The sequence below is a fragment of the Flavobacterium sp. genome (assembly GCF_039595935.1).
In the GTDB taxonomy this organism is placed as follows: domain Bacteria; phylum Bacteroidota; class Bacteroidia; order Flavobacteriales; family Flavobacteriaceae; genus Flavobacterium.
In genome coordinates this window covers 1,086,599-1,111,966 of the sequence record NZ_JBCNKR010000004.1, presented here as the reverse complement: position 1 = coordinate 1,111,966, position 25,368 = coordinate 1,086,599, and the positions used below count along the sequence as shown (strand labels likewise).

Genomic DNA, 25,368 nt, shown 5'->3' with positions numbered 1-25,368 from the left:
TTGTGAGAAATAGAATGTTGTTATACATTTGCAACCGCAAAACAGAACACGTTTCTTGAGCTTGGAGAGGTGCCAGAGCGGTAATGGAGCAGATTGCTAATCTGTCGACGGGTAACCGTCGCCAGGGTTCGAGTCCCTGTCTCTCCGCTTAGATTTTGCCTCGGGGTGTAGCGTAGCCCGGTTATCGCGCCTGCTTTGGGAGCAGGAGGCCGCAGGTTCGAATCCTGCCACCCCGACTAAAACTTTAAGCGATAAAGTTTTAAAAATTAATGGACGCATAGCTCAGCTGGATAGAGCACCTGCCTTCTAAGCAGGCGGTCGAAGGTTCGAATCCTTCTGCGTTCACTTCAAAGGACAATCATTTTTGATTGTCCTTTTTTGTTTTGTACCTAATTTGATTATTTTTAGTTGTTTTAATGATTTTTAAAATGATTAAGAAATAGTAATGATATGAGAATAGCTATACTAGGAGCTCATTTGACAGGTAAAACTACATTAGCAGAAAGACTGCATGAATCTTTTCCTGACTACGACTTTTATCAGGAGCCTTATTTTGAATTGCAGGAAATGGGAGTTGTTTTTTCTGAAATACCTACTGCGGATGATTATAGGATGCAGTTGGAATATTCTTTAAAACAAATCGTAAGAAGTGGTACAGATGCTATTTTTGACCGTTGTCCGATTGATCTTTTAGCCTATGTTCTGGCAGTTGATAATACATTCGATTTTCAATTTATATATAATAAAATTCAAAATGCAATTAATACAATTGACGTTTTTGTATTTGTTCCCCTGGAAAAACCCGATCGAATTTCATGCTCACGCTCTGATTTACCCGAACTTAGATCTGAGGTTAATGATATCCTTTATGAATTAATTAGTGATTTTGATTTAGAAGTAATTGAAGTCAAAGGAAATTTATCTGAAAGATTTCATCAAATTCTACATCAAATTCAGCAGTTAAAAAATTAAAACCATCAAATAAACTAAAAAGCTGTCTAATATTAAGATAGCTTTTTAATTGTCTTGAATTAGATTTTTTCAGCAATGTATTTTGCTACTTCGGCAAGACGATTGGAGAATCCCCATTCATTATCATACCATGCAGCTACAGAAAGGAGATTTCCTTCTTTAGCGGTAAGCGGCAAATCAATTATAGAAGAATGCGGATCGGCAACAATTCTGGCAGATGTCCATTGATCTTCTAAAACATCCATAACACCTTTTAGTGGTCCTTCAGCAGCAGCTTTTCTAAAAACGTTATTTACTTCTTCTACAGTACAATCTTTAGTCGTTACCAGATTAAGTTCGGCAATACTTCCTGTTTTTGTAGGTACGCGATAGGCTTTTCCTGTAATTTTTAAATCTTTCCAGATAAACTGTAAAGCTCTCGCAGCTCCAGATGAAGACGGAATTATATTTTCTGCCGCAGCCCATGAATCACGTCGGTCTTTCATTGGCTGATCAGTTAGAGATTGCGTGTTGGTATAGGAGTGAACGGTTGAAAAAAGACCGTATTCGATTCCGAAATTTTCCTGAATTACTTTTACTACAGAAGCCAAAGCATTTGTAGTACAGCTTCCCATACTAATGATTTTATGGTTAGCGGCATCAAATTCTTCTAAATTAATTCCTTTTAAAAGTACAGCATCACAATCAGCAAGTGATTTACTTGGTGCGCTCACTAAAACATATTTAGCGCCTTTGTCGATGTGTTTTTGTGCATTGTCTCTTGTTGTGGCACGTCCTGTACAATCTACAACGAGATCAACTCCTAAAGCTTTCCAGTCCGGGATTTCGAGTTTAGAATTTTTGTACGGAATTTTTCTGCCTCCAATAATAAAATTTTCATCAGCTGTTTTTACTTCTTCGTGCCATCTTCCATAATTGGTGTCGACACTAAAAAGTGCTCCGAGCATGTCAATATCCTGAATGTCTGCAATAACTTCAGGAACAAAAAGATTGTTTTTTAAAGCCACTCGGAGGAATTGTCTTCCAATTCGGCCAAATCCGTATAATGCTATTTTTGCCATGATATAGTATTTTAATAATTGTTTGTTCAGAGAATTATATTCGGCACATAGAAAACGTGATTTAAAGAGAATCTGTTTTAATGTGTTGTTTATTAGGTTTTTATAGTAAAAATACTCTTTTTTATGTGTCTATGCGCCGAAATTGTTTTTTGATTAATTAATTTTAACCAAATGATCTTCAATACTTTTTCTGTGTGCTTCGTATTGTGCAGGAAGTTTTAAGTTTTTACCTAATTCTTCTACGCTTTCATCTACAGTAAATCCAGGATTATCGGTAGCGATTTCAAATAAAACCCCGCCCGGTTCTCTGAAATACAGAGAGTGGAAATAATTTCTGTCGATTTGAGGTGTAATTGACAATCCGTAAGCTTCTACTTTTTCACGGAAGTGCATTAAAATTTCATCATTTTTTACTCTAAAAGCCACGTGATGAACTGTTCCGTTTGCACCAAGTCCGCGTTTTTCATCGGCTAATTCCACCAAATCTACAATGGCTGCATTTTCTACAGCATCTGTTGCGTAACGATAGCGATTTACTTCCTGATCAATTAATTTATAACCAAAAATTTCAATTAAAACAGCAGCAGTTGGTTTTATATCGTTTAAAGTCAAAGTAATGTTATGAAAACCTTTTGTAGCCACATCAGCTTTTACTTCATCGGTTTCCCAAGGTTTTCTGTTGTCTTCTGTTTTAGATTCGATTAGTTCTAATTTTAAACCATCGGGATCTAAGAAAGTAAGATATTTTTCTCCGAATTTTTCAGCAGGTTTATTATAGATAACATTGTGTTTTTCAAAACGTTCCTGCCAAAAATCTAAACTTCCTTTAGGAACAGAATATCCAATTTCTGTTGCCATTCCGGAACCTTTTCTTCCTTGCTGGATTTCTGCTCCCCAAGGGAAAAAAGTTAAAATTGTTCCGGCGCTTCCTGTTTCGTCACCAAAGTAAAAATGGTATGTTCCGGGATCATCAAAATTTACTGTTTTTTTAATAAATCGTAATCCTAATATTTTTGAATAAAAGTCAAAATTGCGTTTAGCGTCACCTGCGATTGCAGTAATATGGTGTAGACCTAAGATTCTATTTTCCATGGTATTGTAATATTTAATGTTATTGATTTTTTGTTGATTTCTTATACAAATTTACCTCCATTATCCTTCTGGATCGATTAACCTAGATTAAGAAATAAGAGACCGTTTTTTGTTATTCACAAACTAGTAACCAAATAATATTCCAAGTACGGTAAATGGTTGTCATGTAGAGTTTTATATGTGTCGTGAGTTTTTTGAAATTACGATATTTCGTAATTTCATGAATGAAGCCGTTTTATTTAGAAAATAGATAAAAAAAGCCGACTAACAGCCGGCGTTTATAATTTGATAAATATTGATTTTCGAAGTTTGGGTTCGATATTTTTGGTTTTGTGTCCTTTTCCTGTGGTATCTTCGACCAGTAGAATTGATCCGGTTTCAAATTTTCGTTTTTCTCCTAAAGAAGTTTCAATTTCTACACCGCCTTCCAATAAAACAATATATTGTCTATCCGGAGCATTGTGAAAATCATAATCGTAAGAAGGACTGACTTCTCTAAAAATGATGGATTTTACCGGTTCATCATCAGACAGAAATCCGATATCGCCGTTGTTTTTTAATGGAACTTCGAAGTCTTCAAAATGACTTTCTCCATTATTGTCGCTGTAAACACGCGTAATCTGTATCATTGTTTTGAAAAAACAAGTTCGTTAGCAAGGTTTACTTCATCCTGACTGATTGTATGTCCCAGGTTTGGATAGATTTTTTTGGTAACATCAGCGCCTAATTTTTTCATCAGGACTTCGGTTGCATTTACTCTTTCTACCGGAACATGAAAATCAGGATCGCTTGTTCCTATAAAAACCGGCGTATTTTCGAAGTTTCCTTTATAATGATTTTCATAAACCTGATCGCCAATAAGTCCGCCGGTAAAAGCAACAACACCTCCGTATTTAGCCGCATTTCTCGTTGTGAATTCCAAAGCAAGACAGGCACCTTGTGAAAATCCGAGAAAGTAAATATTCTCTTTTTCAATTCCGTTTTGCTGAATTGCAACCACAACCTGATGAATAGCTTCTAATGAGTTTGAAAATGAAGGTTCGTTTTCATTTAACGGTGCTAAAAAAGAATACGGATACCAGGTATTGTTTTCTGCCTGAGGAGCTACCAAAGCAAAATCATTAACATTAAGATGTTTTGCAATGGAGAGAATATCATGAGCACTTGCACCGCGTCCGTGAATCATAACCAAAGCTTTTTTGGCTTCATTTAAGGGTACACCGTCTGTTAAAATTTCTGTATTCATAAGTTTTGTTTTTTATTACGCTTGAATAATTTTTTCAAAGTCTCAATCTGTAGTAATTATTTTTTCCAGATATCCTGATATTCATCCGGATGTCTTTTGAATTGTGCATGTACATACGGACAAAGTGGTAAAACCATTAAATTGTTGGCACGTACATAAGAAACCATTTCTTCTAATAATTTTTTGGCATAACCTTTTCCTTCTGCTTCGGGTTCAACTCCGGTATGATAAACCGTTAATAAATCAGGTTTAATACTTACGGTCATTTCGCCTAACTTTTTTCCGTCAACATAAAGGTTAAAAGCGCCGTGTTTTTTTTCGTCTAATTCTAGTTTTATAGTTTCCATATATTTTGATTTGATGGTTGTTGTTAAATTTCTTTTACAAATTTAGGAAAGAAGTAAAAGCTTGCAGGTTAATGTAGATTAAGAAAAAATATATATCCTCTAAAGCTACAAAAAGCCACTCGAAATGAGTGGCTTTTTGTTTTTATATTTGGTTTGGGTTTTTAATAATTCCTCTTATAAGTCATCTCCAGCAAACTTTCCAAACTATTAGGAATATGACACAAAGACAAATGATTAGAAGCTGTCGGCAGTCCCTCAAATGCCACAGCGCCCATATAATGATCAGCAAAATCAAAACTATGAACCTGCCAGTTTTGAGTGTTTTTTACCCTTTTAAATTCTAAATTATGCTGGCCGTTTGTGCTGGGAATATATTTAAAATCTTCATCAATTCCTTTTCCCAGAGCTTTTACAAAGGCTTCTTTGCGTGTCCATAACGTATAAAAAGCGTTTTGTTTATCATCGGCATTTTGAATTAACTCTCTTTCATGATCGTCGAAAATATCCGGAAGCAGGTCTGTAAATTTGAAATCTTTCGATAGATATTCAATATCCAGTCCTATCATTTTACGTGAAACCGCAATAGCAGCATAGTCTTCAGAATGTGAAATATTAAAATGCAGCCACGGATGCGAAGCTAAATAGGGTTTTTTATTAAAATCATAATCGAGATAAATTTTTTTTACATCAGATTTTGTGTAGGCTCCCAGAAGAAGTTTTAAAATGGATCGATATATAATGAACCGATTTTTGTCTATTTCTTTATAAAATCGCTTTGCTTTTTTTATTTCGGGAGCATTAAGGAATTGTGATAAATTAGATTTAAATTCAAAAAAATCAGGTAGATAAATAATATAAATAAGAATATCGCCCGCATGCAAAGAATATTCTTTACCCGAGACTAATGTAATTCTCTTTATATCCGAAAAAGTAATAAAGAGTTTAGATGTTTTCGTGCTTTTCATCTAGGATATCTTGAAGTAGTCTCGCTAAAACAATATCATTTGGCGGTGCTACGATATCCAAATGATTTCCTGAAATATTATGAATTGTCACTCCTCCTAAAGCAGCTTTTTTCCATCCAAGATGTGTAGGGTCTAATTTGTAGTTGTCATCATCTTTTGATCGAAATAAATCAACCTTAATACTTTGCGGTTTAAGGTGATAACGATCGACAATTTTTCTAACTAAACCATCGGCTTCTATAAACTGTTCCAGCGCTAATGCTTCTTGTTCTGTCATTACTTTTTTCTTGCCGAAATGTCTTTGTAAAATGTACTCTTTTTTGCCGTTAATGCGCATTTTAAAAGCTTTCCAACTTAAGAGCATTTCTTTTAAGAAATCCAGTCTTCGGTGTGTAATGTCAAAATATCTTACGAGTTGTTTTCGTCTGTAACTTCCATAATAATAAGAAGAATCTACATAAGAGTCGAGCAGGGCAGTTAAGCTTACTGTTTTTCCGAGCTCTTTTAACTGACGTGTCATTTCAAAAGCCACAATTCCACCAAAAGAAAAACCGGCCAGCGCATAAGGCCCTTTAGGATTTACTTTTATAATAGCTTCTATATAGTGTGCTGCCATGGCTTCAATAGATTCGTACCATCCGTCAAAGCCTTTTGGTTTAGTTCCCTGAATACCGTAAATAGGCTGATCGTCATCAAAATGTTTACTTAAATTCATGAAATTTAAAACATTAAGACCAGCTCCATGAATAATAAACAACGGCACTTTGTTTCCTTGTGGTTTTATAGGAACGAGACAATCTGAATAAATTTCGGTTCCGGTATTTAATAATTTCGCAAATTTTTCAACAGTTGAATATTTAAACAATGCAGATAAAGGAATTCGTTTTCCAGTATGTTTTTCAATTTCAATCATCACTTTTACACCTTTGATTGAATGCCCGCCCATTTCAAAAAAATCACTAAAAATATCAATGTTTTCGATATTTAAACTTTCTTTCCAAATGGCGGCGACTATGTTTTCTTCTTCGGTGCGAGGTGCCGTATATTGAACTATTTTATTGGTTTTGTATTGAGATAATGCTTTGCGGTCAATTTTACCGTTTAATGTTGTCGGAATTTTTTCTAACAGATTAAAATCATGCGGAATTAACTGCGCAGGCAATTTTGATGTTAAAGTTTCACGCCACAACGGAATTAGATTTTCAGCATCTTTACTATCAGAATCGGGTACAATATGAGCAATAAGAAAATTTTCATTTGCCAAAACTACGGCATATTTTATACCATCAAGCTGTAATAATGCCTGTTCGACTTCGCCAGGTTCAATGCGGTGTCCTCTAATTTTTACCTGCTGATCAAGGCGTCCCAAACATTCTATTTCATTATTCGGAAGAAGTTTTCCTAAATCGCCCGTACGATACAATAAATTGTCTTTATGGATAGAAAATTTGTTTTCGATAAATTTTTCAGACGTTAATTCCGGTCTGTTCCAATAGCCTTTTGAAACGCCATCGCCGCCAATTGCAATTTCACCTATTTTTCCCGGAGCGACAAGCTGACCTTGATTATCAAGTATGTAAATTTGGGTATTTCCGATAGGATGGCCAATCGTAATCAATTTGTCATCGGCTTTTATTTGTTTTACAGATGACCAGATTGTAGTTTCAGTTGGTCCGTAAACATTCCACAAAGTATCGCATTTAGACAAAAGTTCTTTTGCAAGATCGGCTGGCATGGCTTCGCCGCCGCATAAAGCTTTAAGCGGTAGTTTTTCAGTCCAGCCTGAATCTAAAAGCATTGACCAGGTTGTGGGAGTTGCCTGCAGAAAATTGACGTTTTCTTTTTTTACTAATTCAAGCAAAAGTCGTCCGTCTCGTGTGGTTTCCTGATCGGCTAATAACAGTGTTGCACCTTTTAAAAGTGGCAGATAAAGTTCTAAACCAGCAATATCAAAAGAGATTGTTGTAATAGAAAGCAGTCTGTCATCTTCATTAATTCCGGGCTCTATAGCCATAGTGTAAAGAAAATTGACCAGATTTTTGTGCGTAATAGGCACTCCTTTTGGATTTCCCGTAGAACCAGAAGTATACAGTATATAAGCTGCATTTTCAGGATCAACAGTAAGCGGAAGCGGCTGCGGAGAATAATGCTGTAACGATTCCATAGCATCTTCTATAAAAAGCGTTTGCGGCCAGGTTGGCAAAGATGCAAATACGGTTTTGCTGGTTATTAAAACTTTTGCACTCGAATCTGTCAGCATAAATTCTAAACGTTCTTTTGGGTACTCTGGATCTAACGGAAGATACGCTGCGCCGCACTGCATTATGGCCAGTAAAGTATAAAGTAATTCAGGGCTTCTTGGAAAAGAAACAGCAATAAAATCGCCAGATTGAACGCCTTGCGATTTTAAATAATGTGCTAATTGATTTACGTTTTGATGTAATTCCTGATAAGTCGTTTTGATGTCATGAAACTCTAAAGCTATTTTGTTTGGCGTATTTTCTGCTTGTTTTAAAAGTAATTCTGTTAATGCCACATTTGGATAAGGCATTTCGGTATTGTTTAAAATAGCATATTCGGCTAAAAAATGACTTCCTATTGTATCAGATAATGGATTGTTTGGATTTTCGATTAATTTATTGAAGGTTTCTTCAAGCGTAACCATCATTTGCGTTATTTTTTCTTTTTTGAAAAGCGTAGTATTGTATGACCATTGAAATGAAGGCCCGTTTTTGGTCCTGAAAATATGAAGCTGAATTTCAAAAGTGGCAAATTGTCTTGGGTTTATTTTAAATTCATGCGTAAGTCCGGCAAATGAAAATTCGTTTTCGATATCCCGATTCATATCAACGGTTAATATAACCGGAACCAATGGAATTCTCGAAGGATCTCTTGGAACGGCAAAACTTTTAAGAAGATGACCAAAACTAACCTGCTGATGTTCGTAAGCATCAAAAAGCTCAGAATTTCTTTGTTTTAAATATTCTACAAAAGTGATGTCAGGATTAATATTACTTCGCAGGGGAAGAAGATTGGCACAATCCCCAATCAATTGTCGCATATCATAAAGTGTATTTCCGGATGATGGAAATCCTACCACTAAATCATTCTGACCCGTTATTTTGCTCAAAAAAACTTCAAATGCGGCAAGCAAAGTGGTCACAAGACTACAGCCGGCATTTATTCCTAAATTTTTTAATGAGTTGGTAATGGTTTCGTTTAACGGAAAATCAATGCGATCGCTATTATAAGTTCGCAATGATGGTCTCGGATAATCCAGCGGAAGCTCAAGTACCGGTGCCGATTCTTTATAAATTGAAACCCAAAATTCTTCAAGATGTTTGTATTCTGAACTTTCTGAAAAGGCATTAATTTTTTCTGCATATTCACTAAAACGTTCCGGAACAGGCAAAATTGGATTTTTGTTTTCAATGTAAGCAGAATAAAGTGTGCCAAGTTCCTCCAGTATAACATCAATACTTAATCCGTCGCCTACGATATGATGAATTGTTAAGGTTGCTAAATGCTCAAAATCGTCCATTTTTAGTAAATTAACTTTAAATAAAGGACCGTTAACAAGATCAAAAAGGGCGTTTACTTCTTGTTTGACAAAAGTGTCTATAGTTTGTTCTTTTTCAACAGATTTCACGTTAGAAAAATCATTTTTAGAAATTTCAAAATCAACATTACTGTAAATACACATAAAACGTCCGTCTGGACTAAACACAGCTCTTAACCCTTCGTGGCGCTGTATTAATGTTTTTACAGCTTTTTCAAATGTATCTATTGACAGTTTTCCTTTAAGTTTAATAGATACAGACAAATTGTAGGCTTTGTTGGCATCACTGCCTCCAAAAATACAATCCGTCCAGATTTCCTGCTGTGAATTTGTGGTATGGATTACTCGTTCAATTTCAGGCGAAAATGGATTAAATTGAATCGCAGTTTCAGTTTCCATTTCTGTGTGTATTTGAGGTTGATTTTCCATTGGTATGCTTTTTAGGTGTAGTTAGACAATTTTTAGACTGACAAATTAAATTGTCAATAGCTTGGTTTAATTGTTTGACTATAAAGTGTTTATTTTTGAATAGTTTCCGTTTTGAGTCGGATCTTTAATATACCAGGCCGGATTTCCGTTTTCATCCCGTCCGAGTTTACTGCCCGGCACAGGAGGTTCGTCTGCCATTATGGTATATTTTTTTGCAGAAGTATTATTTTCATGAAACTGGTGATCTTTGATTTTAGAAAGATCAAAAACCTTTTCTTTTTTATCATTGCCATTCACTCCGTTTGTTTTGATTCTGTTTTCAGAATTAAATTTTACCGGATCAAAATGTTCTACTTTCAGGTTTACAAATGATGCTTTTCCGTTTGCCGATGCATCATGAAGATTTTGAAGTCGATCTACTTTTTGACTTAATATCTGAATTTGCTGTATAATCTGTTCTAACAAAATTTGACTCTGGCCAGACGATAAGGATATTTCATTTGATACTGATGTTTGATTTGAAAATGAAGGAGTTTCAGCCGTTTGCGGCATAACGATTTCAGTTTCTTTATTCGGAACAATCTGCGGTTCTTCGGGAAGATTAAGTGCTACATAATCAGCTAAAAGTGATGGAGTAGAATAAGCCTCATTAAGTTGTCTGAAAGTAATAGGCAGATCAAATTCTTTTTTCAGTCTTCCAGATAATTGCGTTAGAGATAAAGAATCTAAACCTAACTCCAGAAATGTATTAGACGCAGATTCTTCATCATAACTTATTCCGGATGCGTTCATTATAATTTCTGAAATTTTAAGAAGAATAGCCTCTTTTCTTGAACTGCCTTCAACAGAAACGCTCTCTGTATGTATTGGAATTGATGCCGTATTAGAAACAGACGGCATATCTACATCATTATTTTTTTGAACCGCCATCGTATCAATTGTACTCAAAGGTTCAATCCAGCACGGTTTACGATCAAAAACATAACTTGGTAATTCAATTTTTTGTCTTTGTTGCTGATTATAAAATAATTTCCAATCCGGACTTATACCTCTAAGCCATAAATCGCCAAGAGTAGTAAATAAACTTGCATATTCGCTGTCTTGTTCTTCTTTTGGAAAATTGATACTCGAAAAAGCGGCAATGATTTTTCCGGCTGCCTGCTGGCGGGCTAATGTTATAAGAGTTTGCCCGGGACCTACTTCTAACAATATAAAATCTTCCAGTTCAAAGGCAGTATCCATTGCATCGGCAAATCGTACTGTATTTTTTAAATGATTAACCCAATATTCCGGACTTGTGGCTTCGGTATCTGTAAGCCAGGTTCCGGTTGCAGTTGAAATTATGGGCAGTCTCGGAACGCTTAATTTTATTTTTTCCATTTCACTTTTGAAAGAATCTAAAATCGGATTCATCATAAAAGAGTGAAATGCGTGGCTTGTTAACAATAGTTTATTTGGAATTTCCTGTGCATCAAGTTCCTGATTAAAAAGTGCGATATCTTCTTTTGTACCCGAAACAACGCAAAACTGATTGGAGTTTATAGCCGCAACTGAAAGTGTACCTGGAAGCAGTTCATACACTTTTTCGGCAGGAACTCTAACGGCCAGCATAGATCCGCCGGGAAGTTCACTTATCAATTGACCTCTTACGGCAACTATGTGCAAGGCATCTTCTAAACTCATAATTCCGGCTAAATGTGCAGCCGCAAATTCGCCTATGCTGTGCCCGCAAAGAAAAGTAGGTTTTATGCCCCAGCTCATCCATAATTGCGACAATGCATATTCTGTAACAAACAAACTTGGCTGCGTTAAGCGGGTATTTTTTAAACGTTCTTCGGCTTCTGTAGAATTTGTCTCAGGATAGAGAATACTGCGAATATCCAGTTTTAAATCTTTTAGTAATAAATCAGCACATTTGTCAACCGCATCACGATATACTTTTTCATTATCATACAATGTTTTACCCATTTGTAAATATTGCGATCCCTGCCCCGGGAAAAGAAATCCTAATTCTTCAGGAACACTTTTTAAAGTATGCGATTTAGTGCTTTTTGTTTTTAGAGAAAGTAATTTTTCGGTAGCATCATTTGTAGAATCAGCAATTAAAAAACTTCGCTGATTAAATTCTTCTCTGGTAATATTCAATGAATAAGCGATATCGGCTAACGGAATTTCTTTTGATTTATCAATGAAATGACCTAATGCATTTTCGTAACCTAATAAACTGTTTTTGCTTTTTGCTGACCACATTAATACCTGTAGCGGGCGTCCTGCTGAAGATGGTTGAGGTTTGGCTTCATATTCTTCAATAACGGCATGAACATTTGTACTGCCAATACCAAATGAGCTTACGCCGGCTCTTCTTATGCTGTCAGCTTTCCAGTCAATTAAGGTATTGTTGATGTAAAACGGACTGTTGTCAAAATCGATATTTGGATTTGGTTTAACAAAATTGACCATTGGCGGAATCTTTTTATGACGCATCGCTAATAATACTTTGATTAACCCGGCGACACCAGCAGCAGCCGTTGTGTGGCCCATATTACTTTTGATAGAACCCAGTGCGCAATAATTGTTTTTTTCCTGTTTTCCGTAAGCAATTTTAAGTCCTTCAATTTCTATTGGATCACCTACAGGAGTCGCAGTTCCGTGGGCTTCCATGTAACTAATTGTTGAAGGGGATATTTGCGCATCGTTAAAAGCACTGATAATGGCTCCGGCTTGTCCTTTTGGACTCGGTGCCATAAAACTGCCTTTGTCGCCTCCGTCATTATTTACACCAACGCCTTTTATTACGCCGTAAATAATATCACCGTCTCTTTCTGCTTCTTCGAGTCTTTTTAGTACAACTACACCGGCACCGTCGCTAAAAACAGTACCTTTTCCGGAAGCATCAAAAGACCTTGTAGAACCATCAGGACTTTTTATAAAACCATCATCATAAAGATGACCACTATTTATAGGCGATGTTACGCTTGAACCTCCTGCCAGAGCCACATCACACATTCCGGCTCTAATCGCTTTTACAGCTTCGGCGACTGCTAGTAATGAAGTAGAACAGGCAGAATAAACACTAACTGATGGGCCTTTTAAATTCAAATGATAAGATGTACGAGGCCCAATAAAATCTTTTCCGTTTACGGTATAAATCTGCAGTTCGCCAATGGAACTTTTTAATTCTTTATTTAAGAAAATATTGTTTTCATAATACGTATTGATCTCACTGCCAGAATATACACCAATGCTTCCTTTGTAATGTTTAGGCAAATGTCCGGCTTGTTCCAGAGCTTCCCATGAAATCTCCATAAAAATTCGTATCTGCGGATCCATAGCAGCGGCAAGCTGAGGATTTAATCCGAAGAAAAAAGCATCAAAAGTTTTAGCAGAAGGTAAAATTCCTCTTGCGCCAATGTATAATGGATCTTTTCGAAGACTTTCTGGCAGGCTGATATCCAGTTCTTCTTTGGTAAATAAAGAAATGGTTTCTTTGCCATCTCTCAGGTTTTCCCATAATTCTTCTATAGTATCAGAACCCGGAAATCTTCCTGCCATTCCAATTACGGCAATATCGGCAGAAGTGGTTTTGGAATTATTTTTTCTAAATTCAAATTCGTCTTCTTTACCGTTATTTTCGCTGTTGTTCTCTTCTAAAGAAGCAGAAAGTTCCTTGATTGTTGGATGAATATAAATTTTAGATACTTGTATTTCTTTTGATAAACGCTGTCTTATCGAGGTAACAACTTTTTGTGCCAATACAGAACTTCCGCCCATATCAAAAAAATCATCATCAATGCCGATACTGGATATTTTTAATTCTTCGCTCCAGATTTTTGCGATTTCTTTTTCTAAAATAGTGGTTGGTTTTTTAAAAAGAGGTGCAGAGTCCGGACGATTAAATTCAGGAACGGGTAAATTCTTTTTATCGATTTTTCCATTTGGAGTGATCGGGAATTCATCAACCCAAATATATTTGGAAGGAATTAATATTTCAGGCAGTGTTTTCGAAAGTGTTTCCTGAATTGTTTTTTCATCCAGTAATGGGTCGCCCGATTTTAAATAAGCAATAAGTTTGTCTTCGTTTCCAAACGAACTGCTCACAATTACGGCCGATTGTTTAATACCTGAAATAGTATTTAAAGTAGCTTCAATTTCGCCTAATTCAATACGATGCCCTCTGATTTTTACCTGATGATCGATGCGTCCTAAACATTGAAGATCTCCATTTGGTAATAATTTTCCAAGATCTCCGGTACGATAAAGAGTAGCGTTAGGCTCCGCTGAAAATGAATCCCGAATAAATTTTTCGGCAGTAAGTTCGGGGCGTTTCCAATATCCTTTTGCAACGCCGTCGCCGCCTATAACAATTTCACCAATCGTTCCTTCAGGAACTGTATGACCTTCTTCATCTAAAAGATAAATCTGAGTATTTGCAATTGGCGTTCCAATTGTAATTAGTTCATCATCAGACTGAATTTGTTTCACTGCTGACCAAATAGTGGTTTCAGTCGGGCCGTACATATTCCAGAGAGAATCACATTTTGAAGTTAGTTTTTGTGCAAGAGTCAAAGGCATAGCTTCTCCGCCGCATAATGCTTTAAGAGCGAGTGGTTTTTCCCAGCCGGAATCTAGCAGCATTTGCCAGGTAGTAGGAGTTGCCTGTAATATTGTGATTTGTTTTTTTTGTAAAAGACTAAGCAAAAGATGACCATCGCGAGTAGTTTCGTAATTGGCAAAAACTACCGTAGCACCTTTAATCAAAGGCAGAAATAATTCAAGACCCGTAATATCAAAAGAAATAGTGGTAATTGATAAAAGTCTGTCATCTGATTTTATGCCCGGTTCAATTGCCATGCTAAAAAGGAAATTTACCAAATTTTTATGTGTAACAATCACGCCTTTTGGTTTTCCTGTAGAACCGGAAGTGTACATTACATAGGCAGGGACTTCATTTGAAATTGTTATTGAAAGCGGCTGAGCTGTATGTTCATCAATTGTGTCAAATATGTCTTCGATTAATATAGTTTTTGAATATTCTGGCAGCGAAGCCGAAAGTGTTTTTGAAGTAAGTAAAAAACTGGCTTCAGAATCTTCAAGCATAAATTCTAAACGCGCCGACGGAAATTTTGGATCTAAAGGCAAATAAGCGGCACCGCATTGTAAAATAGCCAAAAGTGAAGCGGTTAATTTTGGAGTTCGCTCCATAGAGACAGCAACAATTTGCCCCGGAGAAATGCCTAGTGCAGAAAATGAGTTGGCGAGCTGACGGGTCATTTTTAGTAATTCAGCATAAGTGAGCTTTTCTTCTCCAAATTCTAAAGCTGTCGAATCTGAAAAAATTTCGGCTTGTTCTGCAAAAACTTCCTGCAGTGTAGTTTGTGGATACTTCATTTTAGTCCAGCTCTTCTCGTGGTCTAAATTATTATTGTTAGCTCTTTTCATTTTAAACTCTATTAAAATTAAAGTTGAACAAATAATATATTCAAGTTCATGTCAAACCAAATAAAAACACATCTTAAGTATTGATTTACAGTTTGTTGGTTGTAAATGGAACACCTTTTATTTACAATTAGTGTAGTTTAAAAATAAATAAATGAAAGGATTATAAGTAGTTGTTAATCATGGCTCAGGCATTTATTAAATTATATTTATGTATTGATAGTCAATATGTTAATCAAAAAAATAAAAATAAATTACTAATACTTGCATTCTCTGTATAAAGCTATTATTCTCGATGAATGGCATGTTTTAAATTATATACAGTATTTTTTTTAGAATAGATCAACACTTTTTTAATTCATCGAAAGTGTTAATTTTCTTCTTTAAGAGGGATGTATTTTATAGAGATAAATTTATCGCCAAATTTGTACGTGAGATTATAATTTTAAAGACAATAATTCCTTATCAGGACCAATTTATCCTAAGTAAGGAAAACACCGTTTCTGATGTATTTTTTCCTGAAAAAACTTTTAGCTTTGTAGTTTGTAAGTTATTAGTAATCAATAAAATAACTGTTAATAAAATACGTATTTTTTTAAGAAAGACCCTAATAATTAAAAATTAAATAAAAAGCAATTTGAGGTATAATTTCGTGAAATAAACGAGCGTTATGATTGAAGTATCCATCAGGTTTATACTCAAAAATCTCAATATTTAATTTGGCTGTGTGATTGTTCAGTAAAACCAGTAAATGTTTCTTTAGCGAGCATGCTGGTAAAAGTAAGATTATATAAAAACACCATTTTCGGTGTAGGTAAATAGTCACTAAAATACTACATTTTGTGTAGTTAATCGGAAATAAAATTCGTTATATCGATTATTTTTTGCTATTAAATATTTTTGCAGTATAAATTATAAGCTTATAACGACTGTGAATTATTTAAACTTAAAAACTCTTAACCTACTCATATTTATGATGTTGGCTTTTTCTTTTAAAGGGATAAGTCAAAATACGCAGACAAACGATGTTATGGAAACTATAATCCCATCCGGAAGCAATGCAACCGGTACTTCAGGCTCTGTAACGTATTCAATCGGACAAGTTTTCTATACCTACATAGGGCTGCAGACTGTTTATAATGTAGCTCAGGGAATACAGCATCAGGAATCAGATGAAACATTGGGAAATCCGGAAATCGAAGAGCCGGAAACAAACATATTTGTTTTCCCAAACCCGGCACCTGATTTTGTTAATGTGAGCATGAAAGGGTATGAGTTAGAAAGCGGAGAGCGATCTTATAAGCTTTACGACATTCAGGGCAGATTATTAAAGCAAAACAAAATTGATCAAACTGAAACTCAGATTAGTTTAAATAATTTGAGTCCTTCTATCTATATACTAGCAGTATACGTTGATAATCAACTCTTGAAATCATTTAAAATATTAAAAAAATAAAAAGGAATACAATGAAAATTGCGCATACTATACTATTATTATTTGTAACTGTTACGTTTAAGGTTTTTGCACAGGCACCTGAAAAAATGAGTTATCAGGCCATTATCAGAAATCAGAATAATGACCTCGTGGCAAACTCAAGAATAAGTCTTAGAGTTATAGTGCATCAGGGAACTGCATCAGGAACTACTGTTTATCAGGAAACACATTCGCCTACAACAAATAATAATGGTTTGGTTTCTCTTGAAATTGGTACAGGAACAGCCAGTACAGGTACTTTTAGTGCCATTGCCTGGGACAAAGGTCCTTATTTTATAGAAACACAAGTCGATGTAGCGGGAGGAGCTAATTATAATATTATGGGAACTACTCAGCTTTTAAGTGTTCCTTATGCTTTGCATGCCAAAACTGCCGATAGAGTTATTGGCGGAACAAATACGCCGGTAAGAGCGGCGATTATTTCAGTGACTTCTTCCAGAAATGTGGCATCGACAGATGTAAACAATACAATAGAATGTACAGGAACTTCAACGATAACTTTAACTTCAGATTTTAGCAGTATGGTTATAGGTGATACGATTAATCTGGAAGCACACAATGGTGCGGTTTTAACCATACAGGCATCTTCGGGTGTATCTATAAATTATACTTCTGGCGGAAATGCAAAATTTACCAGTGCGGCAGGAAACGTAAGATTTGGTCTACTTAGAAAAACAGGTACTAACTCCTATATTATATCAGGACAATGAAAAAGCTGCTGTTTTTTTTACTCTTTACTACTGTAGTTTTTTCGCAAAACTACGAATATGCTATTGAGGAAGCTCCTGCAACGGTTCCTGAAGAACCAATAACAGGCGTAAATAATCAATTAGAAGAAATTGAATATTTTAAAGCCTATTTACTGCCGCTTGCACAAAAAGGAACTTTACAAGCAGCATTAGACAAATATGGTTCAGTACGATTAGAAAGAGGAGATTATTCAGGAGTTGATATTGTGATGAAAACCAATCAGCGATTATACGGTCATCCTACATTATCTAAAGTATCGAATATTAAAATTGCCGCCGGAAGTACAAACGTACATATCGAACAGCTTAATTTAGGAGATCGGACGGTTACTTTTGAAGCCGGTGCGGCTATAACCAATTGTGTTCTAAAAACCTTAAGATACGTTTACATCTCAGCAGTTGGCACAAAACTGGATAATAATGAACTGATAAACATTGGCGGACAAATTAAATTTGACTGCAGTGCCTCGGGTTATTTCAGAAATAATAAAATTATAAAACATCAGGCGCAATCCATTTCAAATCAATTAGTAATGAAAGGAAACAGCACCACTCCAAGCTATGGAAATGTGAACCTGCATTCTAATTATTTGACTCCTGCGGGTGATGCTACTGATATTGACGGACTGCAATCCGCTACGTTTGTGGGGGTTGACAGTGAAGGCTGGAATCTTAACGGGCAGGGAACAAAAGCGATGTTTACGGCTAAAAATATGGGTAATTTGAAAATTACTGATTTTGGCGGAGGAAATGCATATTCGGCAGTTCAAACCGGATCTTATGATATTGATGCCCAAAATGTGTTTTTCTTAAATAAATACCTGCGAACTTCAAATGATATTATATCAGCCAGAACCAATATGTTTTTAATTGATGGTGAAGGAACTTATAAAAGAGGAAGCGGAACCGTTACCGGATTTGACTTACTTGGAAATTTAGACAAAAGCAACGCCGTAAAATATAATGGAGTAGAGCAGACCAGTACCATAACCAATTCGGCTGTTGTATCTACAATTTCAAATACTATTTTAGGAACAAAATATACGCCTTGGGCAAGGCATTCATGGGAAACGTTACCAGACCCGTTAGGACCGAACTGGAAAACAGAAAGAACCGGAAAAACAGATCAGACAGCTTATATTCAGAATTTAATTGATACCAAAGGAATTGCAGAATTACCTGAAGGAACATTCTATATAGGATCGACTTTAAAAGTACATCTTGACGGAAATCATGGTATTATCGGGCAGGGAACCGGGAAAACGGTAATTGTAGGTTTAAAAGATGATTTTCCTTTGATTACGCTTGATACCGGAACCGATACTAATTTTATTTTAGCGTATTTGACATTGCAGGGAGGAAGCGTTGGTATTTATGCAGCTAAAAAGAGCGGCGTGGGAATTGGTCAGATTGCCTATACAAACATAAGGTTTATCACTTTTAGAGATCAGACTTACGGAATTCACATGTATCAGATTATGGGATTAGATAATAACTTTTTCGAATATCTGGGATTTGTTAACTGTAATAAAGGTCTGTTTCAGGAACCGTTATTGCCTTATGCCGGTGATTATAATACATCGAGTTATGTTGACAAAACCATGTTTTACAGAAATCAGTTTATAAATTGCAGTACCGCAATGTCTATGCAGGCAACAAGACCAGACAACTTAAATGCATGGGTAGATTGTAAATTCGACAAAGGTCAGACAGCGCTGGATATGGGAGCTCAAAATTATCCTATTATTGCCAATTGTGATTTTAGTAATTTTACCGGGACGAGTGTTATAAACAGTAATTCAATTTCTATTTACAGTTCTAAGTTTTACAACAATACATCGTCAAACGCGACTTTAAACGCTATGATTACATATATTGAAGGATGTACATTTTCAGATAGTTCAAAAATGTTTGCGCCCGTAATGTACAATTCTACATTTCATTACATCCTTAATTCAACCGTAAAAGGAGATGTAGTGGTGGCAAAACCATCAAATTTGTATTATGATTCTTCGGCGATTTATGTAAATTCTACATTATCAGCAAATCCAACTTTAAGTAAATTGTTAGTAAATGTAAAAGTAGGAGTGCCAACTGTCATTATTAATACAACACCAAATCCATATCCGCAGTTTTTGGTAACGCAATAAAGAAGAAAAAAGATTCTTTAAAATTTAAAAAAAGAGGTTCCGGATTAAAACTTTAATCTGAACCTCTTTTTTTTTCGACCAAATCACGCTGAGTTCCTTTTTTTTGTAGGCTTATTCTGTTGAATTATCCCTTTTTTTACTGCCTCTAGCGACACTTTTTTCGACAATCAGACCTCAATTTTAAGACTTTAAGATGCATCAAATTGTATTTTATCGGATTTTAAAATCCATTGAACAGATTTATTATTATAAACTGAAAACAATATATATTTTTAATCACGAATTAAAAAGAATACTAAATAAAAACGATCAATTGGCTTTAAACTTTATTAATAATTAAACACTTACACTAAAAAGGTGGTTTTTTAATAAAGTATATTCAAAGTAGATTATTACGCCGATACACTTTTAAACGCCGGAATAATTTCAAAATAAGTATTATTTATATTTTTTGTTTTTATGAAATACAGTGTATACGAAAATATTAGAAAAATAAGAGAATTGAAAAATTTAACCAGAGAGTTTGTTGCCGCCGAACTAAAAATGAGTACTAGCGGTTATGGCAAAATCGAAAGGGGAGATGTTGATTTAACTGTTTCTAAATTAATCGAAATCTCCAAAGTACTAGACGTTTCAATAGAGTTCATATTCAAATTCGACGTTTCAATTTTCTTCAACCAAACCAGCAGGTAAATAGCTGGGATATAGTGACAAAACGTTTGTAACAAAACTTAAATAGATAACATCAATAATTTAAAGATTAAGATTATGGAAAATTACTACTTAAGAATAAAAGAGTATCGGTTGCTAAGTAATCATACTTCTGAATATGTAGCCATTCAAATGGAGATGAGCGTAAAAACATACGAAAAAATCGAAAATGGAATGGTTGACCTAAAATTGTCAAAACTGGACAAACTGGTTAAAATTTTAGGAATTAAAAAAAGCGAAATTTTTAAAATAAACAATTAAGATTTTAGATTGCAGACATCGAATCTTTGGTATAAAGAGGAAATAAATAATAAGGAATTAGAATATTTCTTATTATTTATGTTTTACTTTTAAAACATATCCTAAAGATTCCAGAATTAATACATAATGTGTTTTTGTAATGTCTTTTATTACAGCATTTTGATCACAGAAAGGTCCGGAATTCAAATGTATTTTATCTCCAATTTGGTATTGCATAACCATTATTTCTTTCGCAGTATCACCACATTCAAGCCATTCTTTTATCGTTTCAATTTCCTGATCTTTTACAATAGCATGTCTTCCCAGCCAAAATAAATACCTTACAACTCCCGGAGAATGAAACACCAAATTTCTGTCTTTTTCAGGCAGCTGCACAAAAATATAATTATTAAACAAAGGCACTTCAACCTTTACTTTTCGGTCAGATCTCTGCTGTGTTTTTTTTATTACAGGGCAGTAGCAGTTTATATTAAACTTAGTTAATTGTTCGGCAGCTCTTTTTTCCCATTTCGGCTTTGTGTAAACTACATACCATTTCATAATCATTAATTTATTTATCGTAATTGTAAATTAGTTTTAAAATAAAGTAAGTTGTATGGGTGTGTTTTTTAGAATAATCTTTTTCAGTTTAAAGAGAAAAATTTCACTTTAAATATAGAGTGTAAATTTAATTTCAAGTCCCGAAAACACTCAAACCATTTCATGCTAATTTTTCCTTATTCAGGACATTTAGTCACAAAAACTTAATTTTTTATCTGTCTCATTATCATAATTTTATCTTAAAATATTGTTGAGTTCAGATTGCTGTTCCGAATTTAAAATTCAGGTTTTCAGCCAGAAGATTAAATTCATTTTAAGACAATCAAAAACAACGATTTTTTACTTTTTATACCACATATTTTTTTCTTTTTCTGAATAGTAAAAATGTAACTATTCACGGGGAACCCTTTTTTTAAATTTAAAAAATAACCGCCAAAACCCCAGTAAACAGGTTTATAATATTTTTCACAGATCATTACTCCATTCATAAACTGATTATTTAATTTAAAACATTAAAAAGATGAAAATTGGAATAACCTTTAGTGCTTTTGATTTGTTACATGCAGGGCATGTAAAAATGCTTGAAGAAGCGAAACAAAATTGTGATTATTTAATAGTGGGGTTACAGACAGATCCAACACTGGACCGCCCGACAAAAAACAAACCAACCCAAACGGTTGTAGAACGCTACATCCAGTTAAAAGCATGCAAATTTGTTGATGAAATAGTACCTTATGCAACAGAGCAGGATTTAGAAGATATCTTAAAATCTTTTACCATCGATGTGCGCATTATAGGTGATGAGTATAAAGAGAAAGATTTTACCGGCAGAGCGTATTGCGAAGAAAAAGGAATCGAATTGCATTACAATACACGCGATCATCGTTTTTCGAGTACAAATCTTCGTCATGAAGTATATCAAAAAGAAATTTTAATACACTCTAATGGCAATTAGCACTACAATTACTCATGTAGTTTTAACCGGCGGAATTGGCAGCAGACTTTGGCCCCTTTCCAGAAAAACACTTCCAAAACAATATCTTGAACTTTTTGACGGAGAATCACTTTTTGAAAAAACAGTAATTCGCAACGAAAATGATTCTACCAAAACGATAGTAGTTGGAAATATAGAAAACTACAAAATGAGCAATGCAATAATGTCAAAATTCCATAAGCATTTTACTCATATTGTAGAAGCCGTTCCTCGTAATACAGCAGCAGCCATTGCCTTTGCAGCATTAGCCTCAAAACCTGATGATATTTTATTGATTACACCATCAGATCATGTTATTGAAGGAAGAGATTTGTATCATAATGCTTTACGACAGGCTATTACATTAGCCAATCACGATTATTTAGTCACTTTTGGCATCAAGCCCACAAAACCGGAAACAGGATATGGCTACATTGAATTCGAAGACGAAAACGTAATTGCATTTCATGAAAAACCTGATTTTGAAACAGCAGTATCGTATCTTGAAAATGGAAACTATTTCTGGAACAGCGGACTTTTTTGCTTCAAAGCCGGAAAATATTTAGCAGAGCTCGAAAAGCAGGAACCAGAGGTATACAAAACTTCAAAAATAGCATGGGAAAATAATATAAATGGTTTTTTAGATTACGATTTGTCACTTCAGATTCCGTCAATTAGTATCGATTATGCGGTTATGGAGCGAAGTAAAGACATAAAAGTAGTTCCTGCCCATTTTGACTGGTCAGATTTAGGATCTTTTGAATCGGTCTACGATTATTTAGTTCAAAAAGGACACCCAATCGATGCCAACAAAAATATCGTAATAGGAACCTCAGTGCACACCACTTTTATTGGCGTTAAAAATTGCATTTTAATTTATACTTCAGATGCTTTGATGGTGCTTCAAAAAGAAAACTCGCAGGAAGTAAAACAAGTGTATCAGCAGTTAGAATCTATCGCTTCACCATTATTGTAAAATACAGCATACATTATGATCGATAAAAATGCCATTATCTATATCGCCGGACACAACGGAATGGTGGGAAGCGCTATTTGGAGAACACTTATTGCAAAAGGTTACCATAATCTTGTTGGAGCTTCAAGCAAAGAACTCGATTTAAGAAAGCAGAAAGCCGTTCGGGATTTCATCAGAAAAATAAAACCGGATGTTATTATAGACGCTGCGGCAAAAGTGGGAGGAATTCAGGCAAACAACGATTTTCCGTTTGATTTTTTGATGGAAAATATGCAGATTCAGAATAATCTCATCAATGAATCACATCGTCTGGCAGTAGATAAATTTATTTTTTTGGGAAGTTCCTGCATTTATCCAAAATTAGCTCCTCAGCCTTTAAAAGAAGAATACCTTTTGACAGCGCCTTTAGAACAAACAAACGAATGGTATGCTCTCGCAAAAATTAGCGGCGTAAAATTATGCGAAGCCATTCGAAAACAATATCAAAAAGATTTTGTGAGTTTGATGCCAACCAATTTATATGGCTTTTACGACAACTTCGATTTAAAAAGTTCGCACGTTTTACCTGCCATGATTCGCAAATTTCATGAGGCCAAAGAGAGCAACAATGCCGTTGTCACACTTTGGGGAACAGGAAAACCCATGAGGGAATTTTTGTTTGTAGAAGATATGGCAGAAGCGGTAGTTTTTGCTTTAGAAAATGAACTTCCGGATCATTTGTACAATGTGGGAACCGGAAAAGATTTAACCATTAAAGAACTCGCCGCCACCGTGCAGAAAATTGTGGGGCACTCCGGAGAAATTCTTTGGGACGATACAAAACCCGACGGCACACCGCGAAAATTAATGGATGTTTCTAAAATGCACAGCATTGGATGGAAACATCAAATTGAACTCGAAGAAGGAATTCAAAAAACCTACAATTGGTTTTTAGAAAACATCGAAAACTTCAAGCAAAAGGTTTATTAACCTTTTCAGATTACCCCATACTTAATCATTACGACTTTATAAATTTTGCGACTTTGCAGCATAATGCCTTTATAATTACATTATGAATCCATTGAAAAAAACAGCTCTGATTACAGGAGTTACAGGACAAGACGGGGCCTATTTAAGTGAATTTTTATTAGAAAAAGGCTATATCGTACACGGATTAAAAAGACGTACTTCATTATTCAATACAGATCGTATTGACCATTTATATCAGGATCCTTATGTAGAAAACAGGAATTTTATTCTGCATTATGGCGATATGACAGACAGCACCAATTTAACCCGCATAATTCAGGAAATTCAGCCCGATGAAATTTACAATCTGGCTGCCATGAGCCACGTGGCGGTTTCGTTTGAAACTCCGGAATATACCGGAAATGCAGACGGATTAGGCACTTTGAGACTTCTGGATGCGGTTCGTTTATTGGGCTTAGAAAAAAAGACACGCATTTATCAGGCTTCAACTTCAGAATTATATGGAAAAGTACAGGAAGTTCCACAGTCTGAAAAAACACCATTTTATCCGCGTTCGCCTTATGCAGTTGCCAAAATGTACGCGTACTGGATTACCATAAATTACAGAGAAGCTTACGGAATGTACGCCTGCAACGGAATTTTATTTAACCATGAATCGCCTATTCGCGGAGAAACTTTTGTAACACGTAAAATTACCAGAGCAACAGCCAGAATTGCGTTAGGATTGCAGGATAAATTGTATTTAGGAAATCTGGATGCACAGCGCGATTGGGGACATGCCAAAGATTATGTACAAATGATGTGGATGATTCTACAGGCCGATGAACCCGAAGACTGGGTTATTGCAACAGGAAAAACAACCACTGTTCGCGAGTTTGTGCGAATGAGTTTTGCCGAAGTGGGAATTGAATTAGAATTTAAAGGAAAAGGGATACGCGAAAAAGGTTTTGTAAAATACTGCAGTAATCCTGATTTTCAAATTCAGATAGGGACAGAAGTCGTAGCAGTAGATTCTAAATATTTCAGACCAACAGAAGTCGATTTATTAGTAGGCGATCCCACAAAAGCCAGAACCAAACTAGGCTGGAAATGCAGTTATGATTTACCCGCTTTGGTAAAAGAAATGATGCAGTCTGATTTAAAACTGATGGAAAAAGAACAGCATTTAAAAGAATACGGATATACCATCTTAAATTATTTTGAATAAGCCGAAAAACCAAAATAAAAAACCAGTTGAATTTTATTTAAATGCATAGTAACATAGATTTTACAGCTGAAAAGAGGCACTTCACTTGTATTAACAAACATAGTCTGCACAATCTTGTCATTCCGAGGAACGAGGAATCTTCGCGAGAAACTCTACAAAGATAGGCAATTCTCTATGCGGTCTTACTTACGAAGATTCCTCGTTCCTCGGAATGACAAGATTGAGAACTA

Annotated in this window: 19 protein-coding genes and 3 tRNA genes; 13 read left to right on the top strand and 9 right to left on the bottom strand. The window is 35.2% G+C overall.

Going from position 1 to position 25,368, the window contains the following annotated elements:
- Positions 1–63 precede the first annotated feature (63 nt).
- The 4 genes from ABDW27_RS04810 (at position 64) to ABDW27_RS04795 (ending at position 972) form a co-directional block, all read left to right on the top strand.
- Positions 64–147: transfer RNA gene (locus ABDW27_RS04810), tRNA-Ser, on the top strand.
- Between the two features lie 14 nt (positions 148–161).
- A tRNA-Pro gene (locus ABDW27_RS04805) sits at positions 162–236 on the top strand.
- Between the two features lie 35 nt (positions 237–271).
- Positions 272–345 (top strand) — tRNA-Arg (locus tag ABDW27_RS04800).
- Between the two features lie 105 nt (positions 346–450).
- Complete coding sequence (locus ABDW27_RS04795; RefSeq protein ID WP_343694823.1) at positions 451–972, top strand: AAA family ATPase; 522 nt, start codon at positions 451–453, stop codon at positions 970–972.
- Between the two features lie 59 nt (positions 973–1,031).
- Here ABDW27_RS04795 and ABDW27_RS04790 read toward each other — a convergent pair whose 3' ends face one another.
- The 8 genes from ABDW27_RS04790 to ABDW27_RS04755 form a co-directional block, all read right to left on the bottom strand.
- Entirely contained in the window at positions 1,032–2,033 is a 1,002-nt protein-coding gene (locus tag ABDW27_RS04790; protein ID WP_343694822.1) for a type I glyceraldehyde-3-phosphate dehydrogenase, read from the bottom strand.
- Between the two features lie 153 nt (positions 2,034–2,186).
- Positions 2,187–3,125: a ring-cleaving dioxygenase gene (locus tag ABDW27_RS04785; RefSeq protein ID WP_343694821.1), complete on the bottom strand. Its 939-nt coding sequence runs from the start codon at positions 3,123–3,125 to the stop codon at positions 2,187–2,189.
- Between the two features lie 278 nt (positions 3,126–3,403).
- Positions 3,404–3,754, bottom strand: coding sequence for a hypothetical protein (locus ABDW27_RS04780; RefSeq protein WP_343694820.1), 351 nt, complete (start codon positions 3,752–3,754; stop codon positions 3,404–3,406).
- Positions 3,751–4,371: a dienelactone hydrolase family protein gene (locus tag ABDW27_RS04775; protein ID WP_343694819.1), complete on the bottom strand. Its 621-nt coding sequence runs from the start codon at positions 4,369–4,371 to the stop codon at positions 3,751–3,753. Before ABDW27_RS04775 ends, ABDW27_RS04780 begins: the two co-directional genes overlap by 4 nt.
- A gap of 56 nt (positions 4,372–4,427) precedes the next feature.
- A complete protein-coding gene (locus ABDW27_RS04770; RefSeq protein ID WP_343694818.1) occupies positions 4,428–4,718 on the bottom strand; it encodes a GNAT family N-acetyltransferase in 291 nt (96 codons plus the stop codon).
- Between the two features lie 161 nt (positions 4,719–4,879).
- Positions 4,880–5,683 (bottom strand): 4'-phosphopantetheinyl transferase superfamily protein, encoded by an 804-nt coding sequence (locus tag ABDW27_RS04765; protein ID WP_343694817.1) that lies wholly within the window; start codon positions 5,681–5,683, stop codon positions 4,880–4,882.
- Positions 5,661–9,671: an amino acid adenylation domain-containing protein gene (locus tag ABDW27_RS04760; protein ID WP_343694816.1), complete on the bottom strand. Its 4,011-nt coding sequence runs from the start codon at positions 9,669–9,671 to the stop codon at positions 5,661–5,663. Before ABDW27_RS04760 ends, ABDW27_RS04765 begins: the two co-directional genes overlap by 23 nt.
- A 78-nt stretch (positions 9,672–9,749) precedes the next feature.
- The gene (locus ABDW27_RS04755; protein ID WP_343694815.1) at positions 9,750–15,110 is read right to left on the bottom strand and encodes an amino acid adenylation domain-containing protein; all 5,361 of its coding nucleotides are present in this window, start codon (positions 15,108–15,110) and stop codon (positions 9,750–9,752) included.
- A 1,027-nt stretch (positions 15,111–16,137) separates the two neighbouring features.
- On the opposite strand from ABDW27_RS04755, the gene ABDW27_RS04750 reads away from it, so the two are divergent.
- The 5 genes from ABDW27_RS04750 (at position 16,138) to ABDW27_RS04730 (ending at position 20,473) form a co-directional block, all read left to right on the top strand.
- Complete coding sequence (locus ABDW27_RS04750) at positions 16,138–16,563, top strand: T9SS type A sorting domain-containing protein (RefSeq protein WP_343694814.1); 426 nt, start codon at positions 16,138–16,140, stop codon at positions 16,561–16,563.
- Between the two features lie 11 nt (positions 16,564–16,574).
- Complete coding sequence (locus ABDW27_RS04745; protein WP_343694813.1) at positions 16,575–17,312, top strand: hypothetical protein; 738 nt, start codon at positions 16,575–16,577, stop codon at positions 17,310–17,312.
- Complete coding sequence (locus ABDW27_RS04740) at positions 17,309–19,501, top strand: hypothetical protein (protein ID WP_343694812.1); 2,193 nt, start codon at positions 17,309–17,311, stop codon at positions 19,499–19,501. Before ABDW27_RS04745 ends, ABDW27_RS04740 begins: the two co-directional genes overlap by 4 nt.
- A gap of 459 nt (positions 19,502–19,960) precedes the next feature.
- Positions 19,961–20,194: a helix-turn-helix transcriptional regulator gene (locus ABDW27_RS04735; RefSeq protein ID WP_343694811.1), complete on the top strand. Its 234-nt coding sequence runs from the start codon at positions 19,961–19,963 to the stop codon at positions 20,192–20,194.
- 75 nt (positions 20,195–20,269) lie between these two features.
- The gene (locus ABDW27_RS04730; protein ID WP_343694810.1) at positions 20,270–20,473 is read left to right on the top strand and encodes a helix-turn-helix transcriptional regulator; all 204 of its coding nucleotides are present in this window, start codon (positions 20,270–20,272) and stop codon (positions 20,471–20,473) included.
- Between the two features lie 72 nt (positions 20,474–20,545).
- Here the strand turns inward: ABDW27_RS04730 and ABDW27_RS04725 are convergent, their stop codons facing one another.
- Entirely contained in the window at positions 20,546–21,013 is a 468-nt protein-coding gene (locus tag ABDW27_RS04725) for a UpxY family transcription antiterminator (RefSeq protein ID WP_343694809.1), read from the bottom strand.
- Positions 21,014–21,533: 520 nt separating this feature from the next.
- On the opposite strand from ABDW27_RS04725, the gene ABDW27_RS04720 reads away from it, so the two are divergent.
- The 4 genes from ABDW27_RS04720 to gmd all read left to right on the top strand — a co-directional run bounded on the left by ABDW27_RS04720 (position 21,534) and on the right by gmd (position 25,138).
- Positions 21,534–21,968: an adenylyltransferase/cytidyltransferase family protein gene (locus tag ABDW27_RS04720; protein WP_343694808.1), complete on the top strand. Its 435-nt coding sequence runs from the start codon at positions 21,534–21,536 to the stop codon at positions 21,966–21,968.
- On the top strand, positions 21,958–22,962 hold the full coding sequence (locus ABDW27_RS04715) for a mannose-1-phosphate guanylyltransferase (RefSeq protein ID WP_343694807.1): 1,005 nt from the start codon (positions 21,958–21,960) through the stop codon (positions 22,960–22,962). The genes ABDW27_RS04720 and ABDW27_RS04715 overlap by 11 nt, the downstream gene beginning before the upstream one ends.
- Positions 22,963–22,980: 18 nt before the next feature.
- A complete protein-coding gene (locus ABDW27_RS04710; protein ID WP_343695273.1) occupies positions 22,981–23,931 on the top strand; it encodes a GDP-L-fucose synthase in 951 nt (316 codons plus the stop codon).
- An 82-nt stretch (positions 23,932–24,013) separates the two neighbouring features.
- The gene (gene gmd / locus ABDW27_RS04705; RefSeq protein WP_343694806.1) at positions 24,014–25,138 is read left to right on the top strand and encodes a GDP-mannose 4,6-dehydratase; all 1,125 of its coding nucleotides are present in this window, start codon (positions 24,014–24,016) and stop codon (positions 25,136–25,138) included.
- The last annotated feature ends 230 nt before the right edge of the window (positions 25,139–25,368 follow it).

Bases quoted from the DNA above. Each gene is read 5' to 3' on its own strand.
- ABDW27_RS04740 (WP_343694812.1), top strand. From the start codon at position 17,309: ATGAAAAAGCTGCTGTTTTTTTTACTCTTTACTACTGTAGTTTTTTCG.
- ABDW27_RS04765 (WP_343694817.1), bottom strand. From the start codon at position 5,683: ATGAAAAGCACGAAAACATCTAAACTCTTTATTACTTTTTCGGATATA.
- ABDW27_RS04775 (WP_343694819.1), bottom strand. From the start codon at position 4,371: ATGAATACAGAAATTTTAACAGACGGTGTACCCTTAAATGAAGCCAAA.
- ABDW27_RS04785 (WP_343694821.1), bottom strand. From the start codon at position 3,125: ATGGAAAATAGAATCTTAGGTCTACACCATATTACTGCAATCGCAGGT.
- ABDW27_RS04755 (WP_343694815.1), bottom strand. From the start codon at position 15,110: ATGAAAAGAGCTAACAATAATAATTTAGACCACGAGAAGAGCTGGACT.
- ABDW27_RS04730 (WP_343694810.1), top strand. From the start codon at position 20,270: ATGGAAAATTACTACTTAAGAATAAAAGAGTATCGGTTGCTAAGTAAT.
- ABDW27_RS04720 (WP_343694808.1), top strand. From the start codon at position 21,534: ATGAAAATTGGAATAACCTTTAGTGCTTTTGATTTGTTACATGCAGGG.
- gmd (WP_343694806.1), top strand. From the start codon at position 24,014: ATGAATCCATTGAAAAAAACAGCTCTGATTACAGGAGTTACAGGACAA.
- ABDW27_RS04760 (WP_343694816.1), bottom strand. From the start codon at position 9,671: ATGGAAAATCAACCTCAAATACACACAGAAATGGAAACTGAAACTGCG.
- ABDW27_RS04790 (WP_343694822.1), bottom strand. From the start codon at position 2,033: ATGGCAAAAATAGCATTATACGGATTTGGCCGAATTGGAAGACAATTC.
- ABDW27_RS04795 (WP_343694823.1), top strand. From the start codon at position 451: ATGAGAATAGCTATACTAGGAGCTCATTTGACAGGTAAAACTACATTA.
- ABDW27_RS04780 (WP_343694820.1), bottom strand. From the start codon at position 3,754: ATGATACAGATTACGCGTGTTTACAGCGACAATAATGGAGAAAGTCAT.
- ABDW27_RS04745 (WP_343694813.1), top strand. From the start codon at position 16,575: ATGAAAATTGCGCATACTATACTATTATTATTTGTAACTGTTACGTTT.
- ABDW27_RS04715 (WP_343694807.1), top strand. From the start codon at position 21,958: ATGGCAATTAGCACTACAATTACTCATGTAGTTTTAACCGGCGGAATT.
- ABDW27_RS04735 (WP_343694811.1), top strand. From the start codon at position 19,961: ATGAAATACAGTGTATACGAAAATATTAGAAAAATAAGAGAATTGAAA.
- ABDW27_RS04725 (WP_343694809.1), bottom strand. From the start codon at position 21,013: ATGAAATGGTATGTAGTTTACACAAAGCCGAAATGGGAAAAAAGAGCT.
- ABDW27_RS04770 (WP_343694818.1), bottom strand. From the start codon at position 4,718: ATGGAAACTATAAAACTAGAATTAGACGAAAAAAAACACGGCGCTTTT.
- ABDW27_RS04750 (WP_343694814.1), top strand. From the start codon at position 16,138: ATGGAAACTATAATCCCATCCGGAAGCAATGCAACCGGTACTTCAGGC.